Source organism: Sphingomonas sp. PL-96, from assembly GCF_020707215.1.
Classification (GTDB): domain Bacteria; phylum Pseudomonadota; class Alphaproteobacteria; order Sphingomonadales; family Sphingomonadaceae; genus Sphingomonas.
In genome coordinates this window covers 373,820-388,943 of record NZ_JAJFET010000001.1, presented here as the reverse complement: position 1 = coordinate 388,943, position 15,124 = coordinate 373,820, and the positions used below count along the sequence as shown (strand labels likewise).

Genomic DNA, 15,124 nt, shown 5'->3' with positions numbered 1-15,124 from the left:
GAAGGCACCCACTCCTTGCGGCTTCGGTCATTTCAGCCGGTAGGCCACCAGAGTGGTCGGGTTGTAATATTGCTCCGGCGCCTTCACCATCACCAGGACACCCTCGGCGGTGATGGCGATTTCAGCGCCGCCGGTGGGTGCGCTCCAGACCGGCGCATGGCTGCTGCCTTCGGTCGGAATCGCATAAACCGCCTTGTCGGTCGCGACGAACACCAGGTTGCGGCTGGCGATCGTGTTGCCCAGGAAGCGCTCGCCGGACGGCGGCGTCCACGACCATTGCACCACACCCGAATCCTCGCTCAGCGCGTCGAGCCGGCCGGGATCGTTGCGGGCAAGATACACGAACCCGCCCCCGACCGCCGGGGTAGTCGTATAGCTTTCGGCGCTGCGCCACGCATAGGCACCGGTCGCCATTGACCAGTTGACGAGCACGGATGGAGAACCGGCGTCGCGGGTTCCGGAATAAGCGACGACGTTGCCCTTGGTCCCCAGGATAGGGGCACCGTAATAGTCATAGAAGTCGCGCTGGAAGAACGGATCGACCATGCGCTTTTGAATTGCGCCGGTCTTGCGATCGATCACTTCGATACCGGCCCCTGAGTAGTAATAGACATATTGCGCATCCACCGCCGGAGTTTGCCCATCCCACATGTAGCCCTGCACTTCGTTGGACCAGTAGGTAAGCGACGAATAGTCGTAGCCGTAGACAACGTTCCCGTAATAACCCGCAGACATGTACAGACCGTCTTCGAATGGCGTCGGCGCCAGGAAGTTCGACCATTGTGAGGAGAAGAGCGCATTGGGACCGGCGTACTGGCCGGTCTTGGGATCGATCGCGACAATCGCGTTTTCGTCCGATGAAGACACCATTGTGGTGACGAACAGCCTCCCGTTTCCAATCGCGGGCGCGCTGCTGCTGTACACCTGGCCAAGGCTGTAGGACCATGTCTGCGCGCCCGTCGCGCTTGCCACCGCGCGCACGCTGGAGGTGCCGTCCGCGTCCCTGGTGGTGAAATAGGTGAGGCCGCTTTGGGACGCGACGGTGCTTACGTTGGTGGTGCCCGGCTGGGTCCATTCCCAGGCTTTCTGGAAGTCGCTCGGCTGGAAGCTCGCATTGATGAAGCCGTTATGCGACGCATTGCGCTGGAACGTTGTCCAGTCCGCGAGCTGCACCGTCAACTGATAGGTGAACGTCTTGGCGGAGCCTGGGTATACCGTCGCGCAGCCTGCCTCCCGGCAGAGGCGAAAGGTGATGGTGCCGCTGTAGTCGCCGAGCGCGAGAGCCGAGGCGGGATGAAGCCGGACCTGATACTTGCCGTCCGCTCCCTTGGTCACGCCATCCAGCACCAGCGCGCCATGATCATATTGCACGTCGGCGACGATCGGCTCGCCTGAGGTTCCTGCAACGGTCGCGTCAAAGCCGAGCGTCCCCGCCAGGTCCTCGCCCACGGTCATCGTCTGAGAACTCGCCGACAGCGTCACGTCCAACGTCGGCGTAGGTGCGGGCGTCACGACGGTTCCCTTTCCGCCCCCTTCACCGCAGCCGGCAAGTACCGCGCATAGTGCCGCCGACGCGGCAGCCGCCCCCAACTTCGTCATGATTGCCCCCCTCAAGGCACGAGATCGACGAGGATCGATCTCGCATCGGCGGGAGTTCTGCCGGGGATTTTGGTTTGTGTCGATCCGGGATCAGCATTTCTTTGGGCGCGGGAGGGGGCGTTGGTGCGCCCCCTCCTCGCCCGGCTCAGTTCGCGTCCGGGTGCGCGATCTGATGCTCCATTTCGGCGATGCTTTCGTCGATGTCAGCCAACGCCTCGCGGCGGTCTTCGCCGGTGAGGTTGGGGTTGCTGGCAAGCGTGGCGCGCGTGCCGCGCAGGCCGGCGAGTGCGCCAGTGAGTGCGTTGCGCTGGATTGCCGCAGCATCGATGGCGGCCCCGGCTGCACCGGCCGCGGCCGCCTGTGCGCCGGCTGCCGCGCCTGCCTGGGCCACGGCGTTGATGCGGTCGGTGCATACCACCATCACGGTGTTGTCCCCCTGCTGGCGGTTGATGACAAAGGCGCCGGGCGCGCCTTCGCTGCCGCAACTGCCCTCGACGACGGGCTCGGCGGCATGCGCGCGGGCGGCGGTGACGACCACGGGCGGCACCGGCGGGACCGGCGGCACGGGCGGCACCGGCTCCGCGCCGGGCACGGGCGGCATCGGTGGCACCGGCGGCACCGGACCGGTCGGCGGCAGCGGCGCCCCGGGAGCGGCCGGTGGAAGCGGCGGCTGGGGTACGGCGGCCTGAAGCAGGCGCGCGCTCGGCAGCTCGATGCGGGTAATGTCGATCCCGGTGGTGCGGGTGACGCGGGTGCGCACCGCCTCTGCCGCCTGGGTGCCTGAGGCGGTGAGGCCAAGCGCCGCCAGCGAGACGCCCAGGATCCCGGCACGGCCGGTGAAGCGACGGAACGGCGATACACTGCGGTGCTTCGACAACATCTTCAGTCTCCCCTTGATCTCGTTGACGGTGTGGAGGTGGCAGGCGGCCGACACGGCGCCGCCGTGCGCGGACTTCACGATGGCGCGGCCATAGGCGTAGCGGACGCCCGGATTGGCGCGGGCGAGGACCATGGCGTCGCAAGCCATTTCTTGGTCTGCGCGAAACGCGCGGAACGCACGCCAGGCGATCGGGTTGAACCAGTGGCAGGCGAGCACGGCGAGCGCGATCCAGTTCGCGAGCAGATCGCCGCGGGCGTGGTGGCCAAGCTCGTGCGCCAGGGCGAGTGTGCGCTCCTGATCGTCGTAGCGCTCGGCAAAATCGCTCGGGAAGGCGACGTAGCGGCGCCAAACCCCAAAGGCGAGCGGCCCTGCTGCGGCATCCGTCTCGAACACGCGGACCTTGCCCTGTGCCACGTCATAGCCGCGCCCGGAGGCGAGCACGCGCCGGCAGAACTGCGCATGCCGCACGACATGCCAGCAGAAGAAGACCGCGGCGCCGGCGAACCAGAACAGTATGGCCAGCCCTGGCACATCGGCCATGCCCCAGCCCTGCGGAACGGCCGGTACGGTGGCGAGCGGATAGCCGAGCGAAATTACCCCGGGCGGGATCGGCGCACCGATCGGGCCGGTCTCCACCAGCCGCAGCGGAGACGGCAGCGGCGGCAGCGCCATGCGCAGAGCCGGCAAGAGCCACAGCGCATAGGCGACGCCGGGTCCGAACGCGCGCCGCACCGGGGCGCGCAGAGCGAGGACCAGCAGCATCAACATCGTCGACGCGATCAGCGTCTCCACTGCCCATCCGATCATTGCTTGAGCTCCTTCAGAAGGGACTCGATTTCGTCGATCTCGCGGCTGCTGAGCTGGTCGCGGCGCGCGAGATGGGCCACGAGCGGCGTAAGGCTGCCGCCAAACAGCCGGTCGATCAGGCGCTGGGACTCGCCGACGACATAGTCGTCGCGTGCGACCATCGGGCGATAGCGATAGCGGCGGCCATCCTCCTCATGCGCGACCACTTCCTTGGCAAGCAACCGGCCGAGCAGCGTCTTGACGGTGTTGGCGCTCCAGGCGCGATCCTCGGGCACGCGCTCGACCACTTCCTGTGCGGTGAGCGGACTTTCGTCCCACAGCACCTCCATCACGACATGTTCGGCGTCACTGATGCGTTCGGTCATTTGGCGACTCCCTGACTACACATGTAGTCTGCTCGATTACGGCTGTAGTCAAGAGCGTCGTGGATCGGGTTTCCTACGGATGCGTTCAGAGGAACGAACGCGTATAAGCGGCTCGGCTTATGTCGACCCGCTTTACAACTACGCGCGCGCATGCCGCGGCGTTAACCAATGCAACCCCAGCAAGTCCGCCGCTTCATCGAGTTGGCACGCTGCCTGCATAGTCTCTGTCGTACCGCGCGATCGCGCGCTTCAACGGGCGGGTCGATGCTTCAGCGCCGACCCGCCCACCCGGTACGCCTCTCGACCTAGACGTGAATTGCGCGGTTGCGGCGGCGAGTCCCTGCGGTGCCGGCACTGCAGCGCGCGACCAGTTCCGGCGCGAGCGCCTGCTCCTTCTGCTATTGTCTGCCTGCAGCAGCGTGTGAGGGCATGAAATGCCGATCAAGGATCTAACGGGGCCTCCCCGGCCCACGCCGGACGACATGGCGCTCGAGGCCAAGATCCAGCAGCGCCTTGGGCTGCCGCGTCGGCGTCGAGGCGACGATGGGCTGGAGCCGGTGCCGTACCCCTCCGGGCCGCGGCCTGCGCCGGTTGCGGGCGGGGCGGAAGCGGCGACGGACTGATCCGCGGCCTGACGTTGCGCCCCGTCTCCGGCGGCGACGCTTCGGATCGAGGGCCGTGTGTGGCGGTGGGTCGCCCGAGCGGGCGTAGGGAGGCGTGTCCGAGGGTGACGCGCAGTCGGCAGGGGCGCTGCGGTACCAAAGCTCCCGCCGTGCTCCTGCGGAGGCAGGAGCCCAGGGCCAAAAGCCTCGCCGGCCGATGTTCTGCTGGGCGCCGTATCCCTGCCTCGCAGGGATACGGTAGCGGGTGGGGCGGTTAACGCGCCTTCCGCGAACGGTTCGCGGAGGGCCAGGGGACGTTCCTCCTCCTTTCGGAGAGCGTCTCAACTGGCCCCAGCCTGCGCCGGGGTACAACGGCAGCTTCCGGATTGCGGGGCGGTCCAGAGGAGCGGGCAGGTGCGCGCGGCACCGCCGGCACGCCCGCCCCGCATCCGGAGCGGGCGCGGCTAGATCAGGCCGCGGTCGGCTGCTCGCCGCCGAAGAGCTGGGCGAGTTCGCCGCTCTCGTACATTTCCATCATGATGTCCGATCCGCCGACGAACTCGCCGTGGACATAGAGCTGCGGGATCGTCGGCCAGTCCGAATACGCCTTGATGCCCTGGCGGATCGCCTGGTCCTGCAGCACGTCGACGCTATCGAACTCGACGCCCAGATGGTTGAGGATCGCGATCGCGCGGCTGGAAAAGCCGCACTGCGGGAAGAGCGGGCTGCCCTTCATGAACAGAACGACGTCGTGGCTCTTTACGAGCTGGTCGATGCGGGCGTTGGTGTCTTCGGTCATGGTTCTTACTCCTGTACGGGCGCGGCCGTGGTCAGTTGCAGGGCATGGAGGACACCCCCCATGCGGCCACCGAGCGCGGCGTAAACGGCCTGATGCTGGCGCACCCGCGGCATGCCCCGGAAACTTTCCGAGACGACGCGCGCGGCATAATGATCGCCATCGCCGGCCAGGTCGGTGATCTCCACCGTCGCATCGGGAATGCCGGCGCGGATCAGCGCTTCGATCTCGGCTGCGGGCATCGCCATGCTTACTGCGCCTCGATCAGTTGGCGGCGTGCCTCGACGGTCAGCTCGTCGAGCGCCTTGCGCACCGTCGCCTCGTCGGTCACGACGCCGGCGGCGGTGAGATCGCCGACCAGCTTGCGGATCACGTCGCCGTCACCGGCTTCCTCGAAGTCCGCCTGGACAACGGCCTTGGCATAGGCGTCGGTCTCTTCCGGCGTCAGCTTCATCTTCGCCGCTGCCCACTGGGCGAGCAGGCGGTTGCGACGCGCGGTCACGCGGAAGGCCATTTCCTCGTCGCGCGCGAACTTGGTTTCGAACGCACGCTCGCGATCGTCGAAGCTGGTCATGGTGGTCCCCTAATATCTTGGTTCGCAGATAGGATGCGTGCTGCAGCAAGGCAACGGGGGTGGCGTCGGGTGAGGGGTTCGCGGTTCCGTTGCTCGGTGGCATGGCGCAGGCGCGAGCATACGCCCGGGGCAGACCAGACCTGGCGAATGGCGCGGCAGCCGCGCGCACTTCGGTATCCCTGCGCAGGCAGGTCCAGGGCCAGGCAGACCGACGAAGGTTTGCGCTTGGGACCCCGGGCTCCTGCCTCCGCAGCAGGAGGGCGACGACGGGGCTGCTATCGGCTGCCCCGCTGACGTCAGGCGGCAGCGCGGCCCGGGGCATTGCCGGCGGCGGCGCTGAGCCAGGGGCGGCCCTGTGCCACATTGGCTTCATAGCCGCCGATCGCCTGGTCGCGCGCCAGGGTCATGCCGATCTCGTCCAGCCCCTGCATCAGGCAGTCGCGGCGGAACGGATCCATCGCAAAGGTGAAGCGGTCCTGGAACGGCGTGGTGACGGTCATCGTCTCCAGATCAACCGTGACGGGGTTGTCGCGCGCGACCTCCACCAGCCGGTCGATCGCCTCTTGCGGCAGCACGACCGCGACGATGCCGTTCTTGAACGCATTGCCGGAAAAAATGTCGGAGAAGCTCGGCGCGATCACTGCCTTCACGCCCATGTCGCCCAGCGCCCAGGCGGCATGTTCGCGGCTGGAGCCGCAGCCGAAATTCTCGCCCGCGATCAGCACCGGCGCGCCCGCGTAGCGCGGATCGTCGAAGACATTGCCGGGCTCGGCGCGCACGCTTTCGAACGCGCCCTGCCCCAGCCCCTCGCGCGTCGTGGTCTTGAGCCAGCGCGCCGGGATGATGATGTCGGTGTCGATGTTCTTCGCGCCCCAGGGATAGGCGCGCCCTTCGACGCGGGTAACGGGTTCCATGCTCGGCCTTCTACGGTGTCGCGCGGGATCAGCGCGTCGCGGCGGTGCCCGACGGGGCTGTGCGCTTGGAGGGCGAACGCTCGGCGCTCGCGGCATAGGCGGCGGCAAGACCGCTCAGGATTGCGCCGGCCACCAGCGCCAACAATGCTCGCTTCATCGCCCTATTTCCCCATCAAGCTTCGTACATCGGTCAGCCGCCCGGTCACCGCCGCCGCCGCCGCCATTACCGGCGAGACGAGGTGCGTGCGAGCCCCCGGACCCTGTCGTCCCACAAAATTGCGGTTGGACGTGGAGGCACAACGCTCACCGGCGGGAACCCGATCCGGATTCATGCCGAGGCACATCGAACAGCCGGGCTCGCGCCATTCGAAGCCGGCGTCGGTGAACACGCGGTCGAGCCCCTCGGCCTCCGCCTGGCGCTTGACCAGGCCCGAGCCGGGCACGACCAGCGCCTGGCGCACGCCGTCGGCGATGCGACGACCGCGCAGCACTTCGGCGGCGGCGCGCAGATCCTCGATGCGGCTGTTGGTGCAGCTGCCGATGAAGATATTCTCCACCGGAATTTCCTGCATCCGCGTGCCGGGTTCGAGGCCCATATAGTCGAGCGACTTGCGCGCGGCGGTGCGCTTGGCCGGATCGGCGAAGCTGTCGGGATCGGGTACCACGTCGGTGATCGCGACCACATCCTCCGGGCTCGTCCCCCAGGTGAGCGAGGGCGAGATGTCGGCCGCGTCGATCACGATCGTCGCGTCATAGGTCGCTCCGGGATCGGTCGCGAGGCTGCGCCAATAGGCGACGGCACGGTCCCAGTCGGCACCCTTAGGCGCCATCGGGCGGCCCTGGAGATAGGCGAAGGTCTTGTCGTCGGGCGCGATCAGGCCGGACCGGGCGCCCGCCTCGATCGACATGTTGGCGACGGTCAGCCGACCCTCGACCGACATGTCGCGAATGACGCTGCCGGTATATTCGAGCACATAGCCGGTGCCGCCCGCCGCTCCCAGCCGCCCGACGATGGCGAGGGCCACGTCCTTGGGACCGACGCCGAAGCCGAGCGTGCCCTCGATCCGCACTTCCATCGTCTTCGACTGCTGCAGCAGCAGCGTCTGGGTCGCGAGCACATGCTCGACCTCGCTGGTGCCGATGCCGAAGGCGAGCGCGCCGAGCGCCCCGTGCGCGGAGGTGTGGCTGTCGCCGCATACCAGGGTCGTGCCCGGCAGCGTGAAGCCCTGTTCCGGGCCGACGACATGGACGATGCCCTGCTCGGCGGCGACCGCGTCGATGTAGCGGATGCCGAACTCGGGCGCGTTGCGCTCCAGCGCGGCGAGCTGGCTGGCACCGGCAGGGTCGGCGATCGGCAGGCGATTGCCCTCTGCGTCGAGGCGCGCCGTCGTCGGCAGGTTGTGGTCGGGCACCGCGAGCGTGAGGTCGGGCCGGCGCACCGGACGGCCGGCGGCACGCAGCCCGGCAAACGCCTGCGGGCTGGTCACCTCATGCACGAGGTGACGGTCGATGTAGATGAGGCAGGTGCCGTCGTCGCGGCGTTCCACGACGTGATCGGCCCAGATCTTTTCGTACAGGGTGAGAGGACGACTAGCCATGCCGCGCGACTAACAGTTTCTTGCGTCAATGCAAGCCGACAAGCAACGATCGTACCTGCCACAGGTGCCGGTCTCTTGCGCAGGCAGGGCCCTGCCCTACCCCTCGTACGCCGCCGTGGTCTTGGCCCGCACTTCCTCTGCCGTCACGCCGGGCGCGCATTCCACCAGGCGGAACGGGCTCTGGTGGTCGGCACGCTGGAATACGGCGAGATCGGTAATGATCATGTCGACGACGTTCTTGCCGGTAAGCGGCAGGGTGCAGGCCGGGATGAACTTGGGGTCACCGTTCTTGGAGCTGTGCTCCATGACGACAATGATCTTTTTCACGCCCGCGACCAGGTCCATGGCGCCGCCCATGCCCTTGATCATCTTGCCCGGGATCATCCAGTTGGCGATGTCGCCGTCCTGGCTCACCTCCATCGCGCCCAGCACTGTCAGGTCGATGTGCCCGCCGCGGATCATCGCGAAGCTCTGGTCCGAGCCGAAATAGACCGACTGCGGCAGTTCAGAGATCGTCTGCTTGCCGGCGTTGATCAGGTCGGGATCCTCTTCGCCCGCGTACGGGAAGGGACCGATGCCGAGCATGCCGTTTTCCGACTGGAGCGTCACCTCCACGCCCTGGGGGATGTGATTCGCCACCAGCGTTGGAATGCCGATGCCCAGGTTCACGTAGAAGCCGTCTTGCAGCTCGCGCGCGGCGCGGGCCGCCATCTCGTCGCGGGTCCAGGGCATGGGGCTACTCCTCGGGGGTGTCGGTGGGCACGGGGCCGATCGGGGCACCCACAGCAACCGGTGCACCCGGATCGGTCCAGCGGCGGTTCGCGGGAAAGACGTCGGCGATGCCGCCCTTCAGCCCGGTGCCGTAGACGGGATTGGGAAGCATGAACCAGCCCGCACCCCAAAGCGGCGCGAACTGCATGCCGGCCGCAGCCGCCCGCCGCTGGGCGGGGGTGAGCGCGGGATCGGAGAACAGGTCGCTAAAGTCCCCGAGCTGGTCGCCGACCAGGCCGATCACGCAAAATCGGTCGGTGACCTGCGCGCGGCGCGAATCCTTGCCGCTGCCGGCACCTTCCTGACGCAGGAACAGCGTCTCGCCGGGAACTGCTTCGCCAAGCCCGGCACCTTCCAGCGCGCGCGCGGTCGCGGCGGCGTTCCCGGCACTGCGGTTGGAGATGAAGACCACCGCGACCCCGGCCTTGCGGGCAGAGGCGATCGCTTCGATCGCGCCTGGAACGGCGTCGACCTGGCCGCTGCCGGTCGCTTCCCAGCGACGCCAGCGCGCGTCGTCATAGGACAGCCCCCGCTCCGCCTCATCGGCTTCATAGCCAAGGTTGAGAAGCGCGGTTTCGTCGATGTCGAGCACGATCGCGAGCGGCTTGGCGCCGCATTCGGCGAAGCGCGGCGCGTCAAGCGTCGAGCCCGGTGCGAGCGCGACCGAGATCGCGGAACTGCCGGACTGGCGATAGTCCACGTTGATCCGCACCTGCTGGGTCAGCGCCCGATAGGCCTGGACCGACAGGGCCGCCGCCTCACCCGAGCCGTAGAGATACTGCATGCCGGCGGGTGCCCCGGTGCCGGCGGTCGCCGCCGGGCGCACGGCCTGCGTCCCCTGATCCGCCGTACGCGTCGGCGCGCGCAGATCGGCGGCGGTGGGCGGCGGCAGCGGACCGGAGACGATGGTGACGTTCGGGTCCTGCGCAGCCCCTTGCAGCGCGGTCTCCCCCGCCTCTTCGCGGCGCTTGGCCTCGCGCTTGGCTTCGCGGCGTTCGGCGCGTGCCTGCTTGCGGGCGGCCTTTGCGGCAGCCTTGGCAGCATCGTCGCTGTCGTCATCCGGGAAAACGGCGCTCTTGCCGATCACCGCGGCAGCGCCGAGCGGGACGGCCGCGACGCAGCCCGGCAGCATCAGCGCGATGGCGGCGGCACCGGCAAAGGCCAGCCGATGCGCAGCGTGGACGCGCGTCATGCCGCCGGCCGCTCGCGCACAGTGCGGAACTCGATCTTCTTGTCGTACGGCGCGCCGACGATCATCCGCTTCACATAGATGCCCGGCAGGTGGATGGCGTCGGGGTCGAGGCTACCGACCGGCACCACTTCCTCGACCTCGGCCACGCAGATGCGGCCGGCAGTGGCCATCGGCTGGTTGAAGTTGCGCGCGGTCTTGCGGAACATGAGGTTGCCGGCCTCGTCCGCCTTCCACCCCTTGATGATCGAAAGGTCGGCGCGGATGCCGCGTTCGAGGATATACTCCTCGCCGTCGAAGACCTTCACTTCCTTGCCCTCGGCCACCTGGGTGCCGACGCCGGTCTTGGTGTAGAAGCCCGGGATCCCCGCCCCGCCCGCGCGACAGCGCTCGGCGAGCGTGCCTTGCGGGCAGAACTCGACTTCCAGCTCGCCGGACAGAAACTGCCGCTCGAACTCCTTGTTCTCGCCCACGTACGAAGAGATCATCTTCTTCACCTGGCGCGAGCGCAGCAGCTTGCCGAGACCGACGCCGTCGATGCCGGCATTGTTGCTGGCAATGGTGAGGCCGGAGACGCCCGAGGCCTCGATCGCGTCGATCAGCCGTTCGGGAATGCCGGATAGCCCGAAGCCGCCGGCACAGATCAGCATGTCGTCGTGGAGCAGCCCGTCAAGCGCCGAGGCAGCATCGGGGTAGAGCTTGTTCATCGGCACCTCTCTTCGCGCCGTGGATAGGGGGAGCCGGGCGGCATGGTCAAGCGGACGGAAGCGCGCCTTGTGCCGGCAAACTCCGACAAAAAAAGGGCCGCCCCGGTCTCCCGAGACGGCCCCTATGCCTCCGCTCTCGCGGAACTGGTCGTGGCTCAGATGTCGTCGCCGAGCGCGCCCTTCACCTTGCCGGCGAACTGCTGGGCCTTCCCCTTGCCTTCCTGCACGGCACCCTCGTCGCGGGTGGCGGGGTTGTCGCTCTGCTGCTTGGCCTTGCCGAGCGCTTCGTTGATGTTGCCTTTGATCTTGTCGGTGAGTTCACCCATGATTCTTCTCCTCTCGGTGGCCGCGGCAGCAGCGGGACGCGCGCCGTTCAGCCATCGGGAAGAAGAACGGACGGCGGCGGTCACGGTTCCACGATCCCGCCCGAAACTCTGATCTAGATCAGTCCGGCGAGCGGGCTCGACGGGTCGGCATACCGGCGCTTGCCCATGCGGCCGGCGCGATAGGCGAGCCGGCCCGCCTCGATCGCGGCACGCATCGCCTGCGCCATCAGTATCGGGTCCTTTGCCTCAGCAATCGCCGTGTTCATGAGCACGCCGTCGCAGCCGAGTTCCATCGCTGCGGCCGCGTCCGACGCGGTGCCGACGCCCGCGTCGACCAGCACCGGCACCTTTGCGCCCTCGACGATCAGGCGGATCGTCACCTTGTTCTGGATGCCGAGGCCCGAGCCGATCGGCGCGCCAAGCGGCATGATCGCAACCGCGCCGACGTCTTCCAGCCGCTTGGCGGCGATGGGATCGTCGACGCAATAGACCATCGGCTTGAAGCCTTCCTTGGCCAGGATCTCGGTCGCGCGCAGCGTCTCGACCATGTCGGGGTACAGCGTGCGCGCCTCGCCCAGCACCTCCAGCTTCACCAGCTCCCAGCCGCCGGCCTCGCGCGCCAGCCGCAACGTGCGGATCGCGTCCTCGGCCGTGAAGCAGCCGGCCGTGTTGGGAAGATAGGTGATCTTTTTGGGATCGATGAAGTCGGTGAGCATCGGCGCATTCGGGTCCGTGACGTTGACCCGACGCACGGCGACCGTGACGATCTCGGCGCCCGACGCTTCGACCGCGGCGGCGTTCTGCGCCATGTCCTTGTACTTGCCAGTGCCGACGATCAGGCGCGAGCGGAAGCTCTTGCCGGCGACGCTCCAACGATCCTCGTCCACCGCCACACCATGGTCGCCGCCGCCGACGAAGTGCACGATCTCCAGCTCGTCGCCATCCTGCAGCTGCACCTCGCGCAGGGTCGAGCGGGGCACCACCTCCAGATTGCGTTCCACCGCGACCTTTTCGGGCACCAGGCCGATCTCCGCGGCGAGTTCGGCGATCGTCTGGCCGGCGCGGACGCGCTTGTGCTCGCCGTTGACGATGATCGAGATGGTGCCGTCGTTGTGCATTCGGGTTCGCCTTGCCTGTCGTCGGGTTCGCGGCGCGTCTCGACTTCGTTCGGCGCTCGCGGCTATGGCCTGGGCATATAGGGTGCCGGCAAGCCGGCCCGCAACCGAAAGGCAGCGCATGGCCGACACCGTTTACGTCCTCAACGGCCCCAACCTGAACCTGCTGGGGCTGCGCGAGCCCGAAATCTATGGCCACGACACGCTGGACGACATCGCCGGCATGCTGGAGGATCGCGCCCGCGAGCTCGACCTGGAGATCGACCTGCGCCAGTCGAACCACGAAGGCCATCTGATCGACTGGCTGCACGAGGCCCAGGCGCAAGGCGCGCGCGCCGTGCTGCTGAACGCGGGCGGGTTTACCCATACATCGGTGGCGCTGCACGACGCGATCAAGTCGGTGAAGACGCCGGTGATCGAGGTGCATCTGTCGAACCCGCATGCGCGGGAGTCGTTTCGTCACACGAGCCTGGTAGGGCGTGCCGCGAAAGGAACCATCGCGGGTTTCGGGGCGCTTTCCTACCTCCTGGCGCTTGAAGCTGCCGCGCGCATCTGACAGGAGCCCGGTTTTTCCCTTGGGGGTCACATGGCAGAAGATACGCAACCCGCCACCATGGCGATCGACATCGAGCTGGTGCGCCAGCTGGCGGAAGTGCTCGACCAGACTCAGCTGACCGAAATCGAGGTCGAGGACGGCAGCCGCAAGGTTCGCGTCGCGCGCAAGGCGGCACCCGTCGCGCAGGTCCCGATGGCGATGCCGCAGGGCTATGCACCGCAGGCAGCACCGATGGCCGGCGGCCTCGTCTCGCCCGCAGCCGCCCCGGCCGAAGCCGGCGGTTCGGCGCCGACCGCAACGGCCGACGCGGTCAAGTCGCCGATGGTCGGCACCGTCTATCTGGCAGCAGAGCCCGGCGCCAAGCCCTTCGTCTCGGTCGGCCAGAAGGTCGCGGCCGGCGACACGCTGGTGATCATCGAGGCGATGAAGGTGATGAACCCGATCCAGGCGACGGCAGCCGGCACCGTCACCGCGGTGCTCGTCTCGAACGGGCAGCCCGTCGAATTCGACCAGCCGCTCGTCGTCGTCGAGTAAGCCTGTGCCCGAGATCAAGAAGCTGCTGATCGCCAATCGCGGCGAGATCGCACTCCGCATCCACCGCGCCTGCCATGAAATGGGCATCAAGACGGTGGCGGTCCATTCGACCGCCGACGCCGATGCGATGCATGTGCGGCTTGCGGACGAGGCGGTGTGCATCGGGCCGCCGTCTGCGGCCGAGAGCTACCTCAACATCCCCAACATCATCTCCGCAGCCGAGGTGACGGGCGCGGACGCGATCCATCCCGGTTATGGCTTCCTGTCGGAGAACGCCAAGTTCGCCGAGATCGTCGAATCGCATAACCTGATCTTTGTCGGGCCAAAGCCCGAGCACATCCGCACGATGGGCGACAAGGTCGAGGCCAAGCGCACCGCGGGCGCCCTGGGCCTGCCGCTGGTGCCGGGCTCGGACGGCGCGATCAGCGACCTGGCCGAGGCCAAGGCGCTGGCCGAGCAGATCGGCTATCCCGTCATCATCAAGGCGGCATCCGGCGGCGGCGGCCGCGGCATGAAGGTGTGCACCAGCCCCGACCAGCTCGAAACGCTGATGCAGCAGGCGGGCACCGAGGCGAAGGCGGCGTTCGGCGACGCCACCGTCTACATGGAAAAGTACCTGGGCAACCCCAGGCACATCGAGTTCCAGGTGTTCGGCGACGGCAACGGCAACGCCATCCACCTGGGTGAGCGCGACTGCTCGCTGCAGCGCCGCCACCAGAAGGTGCTGGAGGAAGCCCCCTCCCCGATCCTGTCGACCGAGGAACGCGACCGCATGGGCGCGATCGTGGCCAAGGCGATGGCCGACATGGGCTATCGTGGTGCGGGCACGATCGAGTTCCTGTGGGAAGACGGCGAGTTCTACTTCATCGAGATGAACACCCGCCTGCAGGTGGAGCATCCTGTGACGGAGATGATCACCGGCGTCGACCTGGTGCGCGAGCAGATCCGCGTCGCCGAAGGCCATCCGCTGTCGGTCGCACAGGACGAGATCGAGTTCCGCGGCCATGCGATCGAATGTCGCATCAATGCCGAGGATCCGCGGACCTTCACGCCCTCCCCGGGCAAGGTCGCGGCCTATCACGTACCGGGCGGCATGCACGTCCGTGTCGATAGCGGCCTCTATGCCGGCTACAAGGTGCCGCCCTATTACGACAGCATGATCGCCAAGCTGATCGTCTATGGCCGCACCCGCGAGGGCTGCCTCCTGCGCCTGCAGCGCGCGCTCGACGAGTTCGTGATCGAGGGGATGAAGACCACCATCCCGCTCCACCAGGCGCTGCTCGACGACCCCGAGTTCCGCCAGGGCGCCTATACGATCAAGTGGCTGGAGGAGTGGCTGGCGAAGCAGCCGGCCGCATGAGCATGGGGCGGGACCGCCGCGGGGAATGTCCCCGGCCGGGCCCGCCCCCCTCCCCACCGTCCAACAAGCAGCAGGGAAGAACGCATTGAAGGCGACCATCTGGCACAATCCCCGCTGCTCCAAGTCCCGCGAAACGCTCGCTATCCTTACTGAGACTTCGGGCGTGGAAGTCGAAATCGTCGAGTATCTGAAGACGCCGCCCGACCGGGACCGACTGAAGGAGTTCTATGCGCGTGCGGGCATCTCCCCCGCGCAGGGTCTGCGCAAGGGCGAGACGGTCGCGAAGGAGCTTGGGCTCGCCGGCGCCTCCGATGACGCAATCCTCGATGCGATGGCGAACCACCCGATCCTGATCGAGCGGCCGCTGGTCGAAACCGAAAAGGGTGTCCGGCTCGGCCGCCCTCCCGAAATCGTGCGCGAGATCCTGTAGA

18 protein-coding genes are annotated in these 15,124 nt (G+C 67.6%); 4 read left to right on the top strand and 14 right to left on the bottom strand.

The genetic code is table 11. The annotated features are described in order from the left end of the window. Positions 1–27: 27 nt before the first annotated feature. The 14 genes from LK533_RS01835 to thiS all read right to left on the bottom strand — a co-directional run bounded on the left by LK533_RS01835 (position 28) and on the right by thiS (position 12,246). The gene (locus tag LK533_RS01835) at positions 28–1,599 is read right to left on the bottom strand and encodes a PQQ-binding-like beta-propeller repeat protein (protein ID WP_229361050.1); all 1,572 of its coding nucleotides are present in this window, start codon (positions 1,597–1,599) and stop codon (positions 28–30) included. Between the two features lie 145 nt (positions 1,600–1,744). Next, positions 1,745–3,286 carry a M56 family metallopeptidase gene (locus LK533_RS01830; protein WP_229361049.1) on the bottom strand — a complete coding sequence of 514 codons (1,542 nt, stop codon included), beginning with the start codon at positions 3,284–3,286 and terminating at the stop codon, positions 1,745–1,747. Next, on the bottom strand, positions 3,283–3,651 hold the full coding sequence (locus LK533_RS01825; protein WP_229361048.1) for a BlaI/MecI/CopY family transcriptional regulator: 369 nt from the start codon (positions 3,649–3,651) through the stop codon (positions 3,283–3,285). Before LK533_RS01825 ends, LK533_RS01830 begins: the two co-directional genes overlap by 4 nt. Before the next feature lie 1,071 nt (positions 3,652–4,722). Beyond that, positions 4,723–5,052 (bottom strand): Grx4 family monothiol glutaredoxin, encoded by a 330-nt coding sequence (grxD, locus tag LK533_RS01820; RefSeq protein ID WP_229361047.1) that lies wholly within the window; start codon positions 5,050–5,052, stop codon positions 4,723–4,725. Between the two features lie 5 nt (positions 5,053–5,057). Beyond that, the gene (locus LK533_RS01815; protein WP_229361046.1) at positions 5,058–5,297 is read right to left on the bottom strand and encodes a BolA family protein; all 240 of its coding nucleotides are present in this window, start codon (positions 5,295–5,297) and stop codon (positions 5,058–5,060) included. A 2-nt stretch (positions 5,298–5,299) separates the two neighbouring features. Then, on the bottom strand, positions 5,300–5,623 hold the full coding sequence (locus LK533_RS01810) for a DUF1476 domain-containing protein (protein WP_229361045.1): 324 nt from the start codon (positions 5,621–5,623) through the stop codon (positions 5,300–5,302). Between the two features lie 296 nt (positions 5,624–5,919). Beyond that, positions 5,920–6,537, bottom strand: a complete 618-nt coding sequence (gene leuD / locus LK533_RS01805) for a 3-isopropylmalate dehydratase small subunit (RefSeq protein ID WP_229361044.1) — start codon at positions 6,535–6,537, stop codon at positions 5,920–5,922. Positions 6,538–6,565: 28 nt separating this feature from the next. Next, positions 6,566–6,694 (bottom strand): hypothetical protein, encoded by a 129-nt coding sequence (locus LK533_RS17750; RefSeq protein WP_267494991.1) that lies wholly within the window; start codon positions 6,692–6,694, stop codon positions 6,566–6,568. 4 nt (positions 6,695–6,698) lie between these two features. After that, positions 6,699–8,135, bottom strand: coding sequence for a 3-isopropylmalate dehydratase large subunit (leuC, locus tag LK533_RS01800; protein WP_229361043.1), 1,437 nt, complete (start codon positions 8,133–8,135; stop codon positions 6,699–6,701). 96 nt (positions 8,136–8,231) lie between these two features. Then, positions 8,232–8,867 (bottom strand): CoA transferase subunit B, encoded by a 636-nt coding sequence (locus LK533_RS01795; protein ID WP_229361042.1) that lies wholly within the window; start codon positions 8,865–8,867, stop codon positions 8,232–8,234. A 4-nt stretch (positions 8,868–8,871) separates the two neighbouring features. Then, positions 8,872–10,098, bottom strand: coding sequence for a 5'-nucleotidase, lipoprotein e(P4) family (locus LK533_RS01790; RefSeq protein ID WP_229361041.1), 1,227 nt, complete (start codon positions 10,096–10,098; stop codon positions 8,872–8,874). Further along, entirely contained in the window at positions 10,095–10,802 is a 708-nt protein-coding gene (locus tag LK533_RS01785) for a CoA transferase subunit A (RefSeq protein ID WP_229361040.1), read from the bottom strand. The genes LK533_RS01790 and LK533_RS01785 overlap by 4 nt, the downstream gene beginning before the upstream one ends. A 155-nt stretch (positions 10,803–10,957) precedes the next feature. Next, the gene (locus LK533_RS01780) at positions 10,958–11,128 is read right to left on the bottom strand and encodes a CsbD family protein (protein WP_229361730.1); all 171 of its coding nucleotides are present in this window, start codon (positions 11,126–11,128) and stop codon (positions 10,958–10,960) included. A 113-nt stretch (positions 11,129–11,241) separates the two neighbouring features. After that, positions 11,242–12,246: a sulfur carrier protein ThiS gene (gene thiS, locus LK533_RS01775; RefSeq protein WP_267494990.1), complete on the bottom strand. Its 1,005-nt coding sequence runs from the start codon at positions 12,244–12,246 to the stop codon at positions 11,242–11,244. Positions 12,247–12,364: 118 nt separating this feature from the next. Here thiS and aroQ point away from each other — a divergent pair, with 118 nt between their 5' ends. From aroQ to arsC, 4 genes are all read left to right on the top strand, one after another. Further along, a complete protein-coding gene (gene aroQ, locus LK533_RS01765) occupies positions 12,365–12,799 on the top strand; it encodes a type II 3-dehydroquinate dehydratase (protein WP_229361039.1) in 435 nt (144 codons plus the stop codon). Positions 12,800–12,829: 30 nt separating this feature from the next. After that, positions 12,830–13,333, top strand: a complete 504-nt coding sequence (gene accB / locus LK533_RS01760) for an acetyl-CoA carboxylase biotin carboxyl carrier protein (RefSeq protein ID WP_229361038.1) — start codon at positions 12,830–12,832, stop codon at positions 13,331–13,333. A gap of 4 nt (positions 13,334–13,337) precedes the next feature. Continuing rightward, positions 13,338–14,693 carry an acetyl-CoA carboxylase biotin carboxylase subunit gene (gene accC, locus LK533_RS01755; protein WP_229361037.1) on the top strand — a complete coding sequence of 452 codons (1,356 nt, stop codon included), beginning with the start codon at positions 13,338–13,340 and terminating at the stop codon, positions 14,691–14,693. An 85-nt stretch (positions 14,694–14,778) separates the two neighbouring features. Beyond that, positions 14,779–15,123 (top strand): arsenate reductase (glutaredoxin), encoded by a 345-nt coding sequence (gene arsC / locus LK533_RS01750; RefSeq protein ID WP_229361036.1) that lies wholly within the window; start codon positions 14,779–14,781, stop codon positions 15,121–15,123. Position 15,124 lies beyond the last annotated feature (1 nt).

Coding starts and splice junctions, on each gene's coding strand:
- LK533_RS01835 (WP_229361050.1), bottom strand. CDS start 1,599: ATGACGAAGTTGGGGGCGGCTGCCGCGTCGGCGGCACTATGCGCGGTA.
- LK533_RS01830 (WP_229361049.1), bottom strand. CDS start 3,286: ATGATCGGATGGGCAGTGGAGACGCTGATCGCGTCGACGATGTTGATG.
- LK533_RS01825 (WP_229361048.1), bottom strand. CDS start 3,651: ATGACCGAACGCATCAGTGACGCCGAACATGTCGTGATGGAGGTGCTG.
- grxD (WP_229361047.1), bottom strand. CDS start 5,052: ATGACCGAAGACACCAACGCCCGCATCGACCAGCTCGTAAAGAGCCAC.
- LK533_RS01815 (WP_229361046.1), bottom strand. CDS start 5,297: ATGGCGATGCCCGCAGCCGAGATCGAAGCGCTGATCCGCGCCGGCATT.
- LK533_RS01810 (WP_229361045.1), bottom strand. CDS start 5,623: ATGACCAGCTTCGACGATCGCGAGCGTGCGTTCGAAACCAAGTTCGCG.
- leuD (WP_229361044.1), bottom strand. CDS start 6,537: ATGGAACCCGTTACCCGCGTCGAAGGGCGCGCCTATCCCTGGGGCGCG.
- LK533_RS17750 (WP_267494991.1), bottom strand. CDS start 6,694: ATGAAGCGAGCATTGTTGGCGCTGGTGGCCGGCGCAATCCTGAGCGGT.
- leuC (WP_229361043.1), bottom strand. CDS start 8,135: ATGGCTAGTCGTCCTCTCACCCTGTACGAAAAGATCTGGGCCGATCAC.
- LK533_RS01795 (WP_229361042.1), bottom strand. CDS start 8,867: ATGCCCTGGACCCGCGACGAGATGGCGGCCCGCGCCGCGCGCGAGCTG.
- LK533_RS01790 (WP_229361041.1), bottom strand. CDS start 10,098: ATGACGCGCGTCCACGCTGCGCATCGGCTGGCCTTTGCCGGTGCCGCC.
- LK533_RS01785 (WP_229361040.1), bottom strand. CDS start 10,802: ATGAACAAGCTCTACCCCGATGCTGCCTCGGCGCTTGACGGGCTGCTC.
- LK533_RS01780 (WP_229361730.1), bottom strand. CDS start 11,128: ATGGGTGAACTCACCGACAAGATCAAAGGCAACATCAACGAAGCGCTC.
- thiS (WP_267494990.1), bottom strand. CDS start 12,246: ATGCACAACGACGGCACCATCTCGATCATCGTCAACGGCGAGCACAAG.
- aroQ (WP_229361039.1), top strand. CDS start 12,365: ATGGCCGACACCGTTTACGTCCTCAACGGCCCCAACCTGAACCTGCTG.
- accB (WP_229361038.1), top strand. CDS start 12,830: ATGGCAGAAGATACGCAACCCGCCACCATGGCGATCGACATCGAGCTG.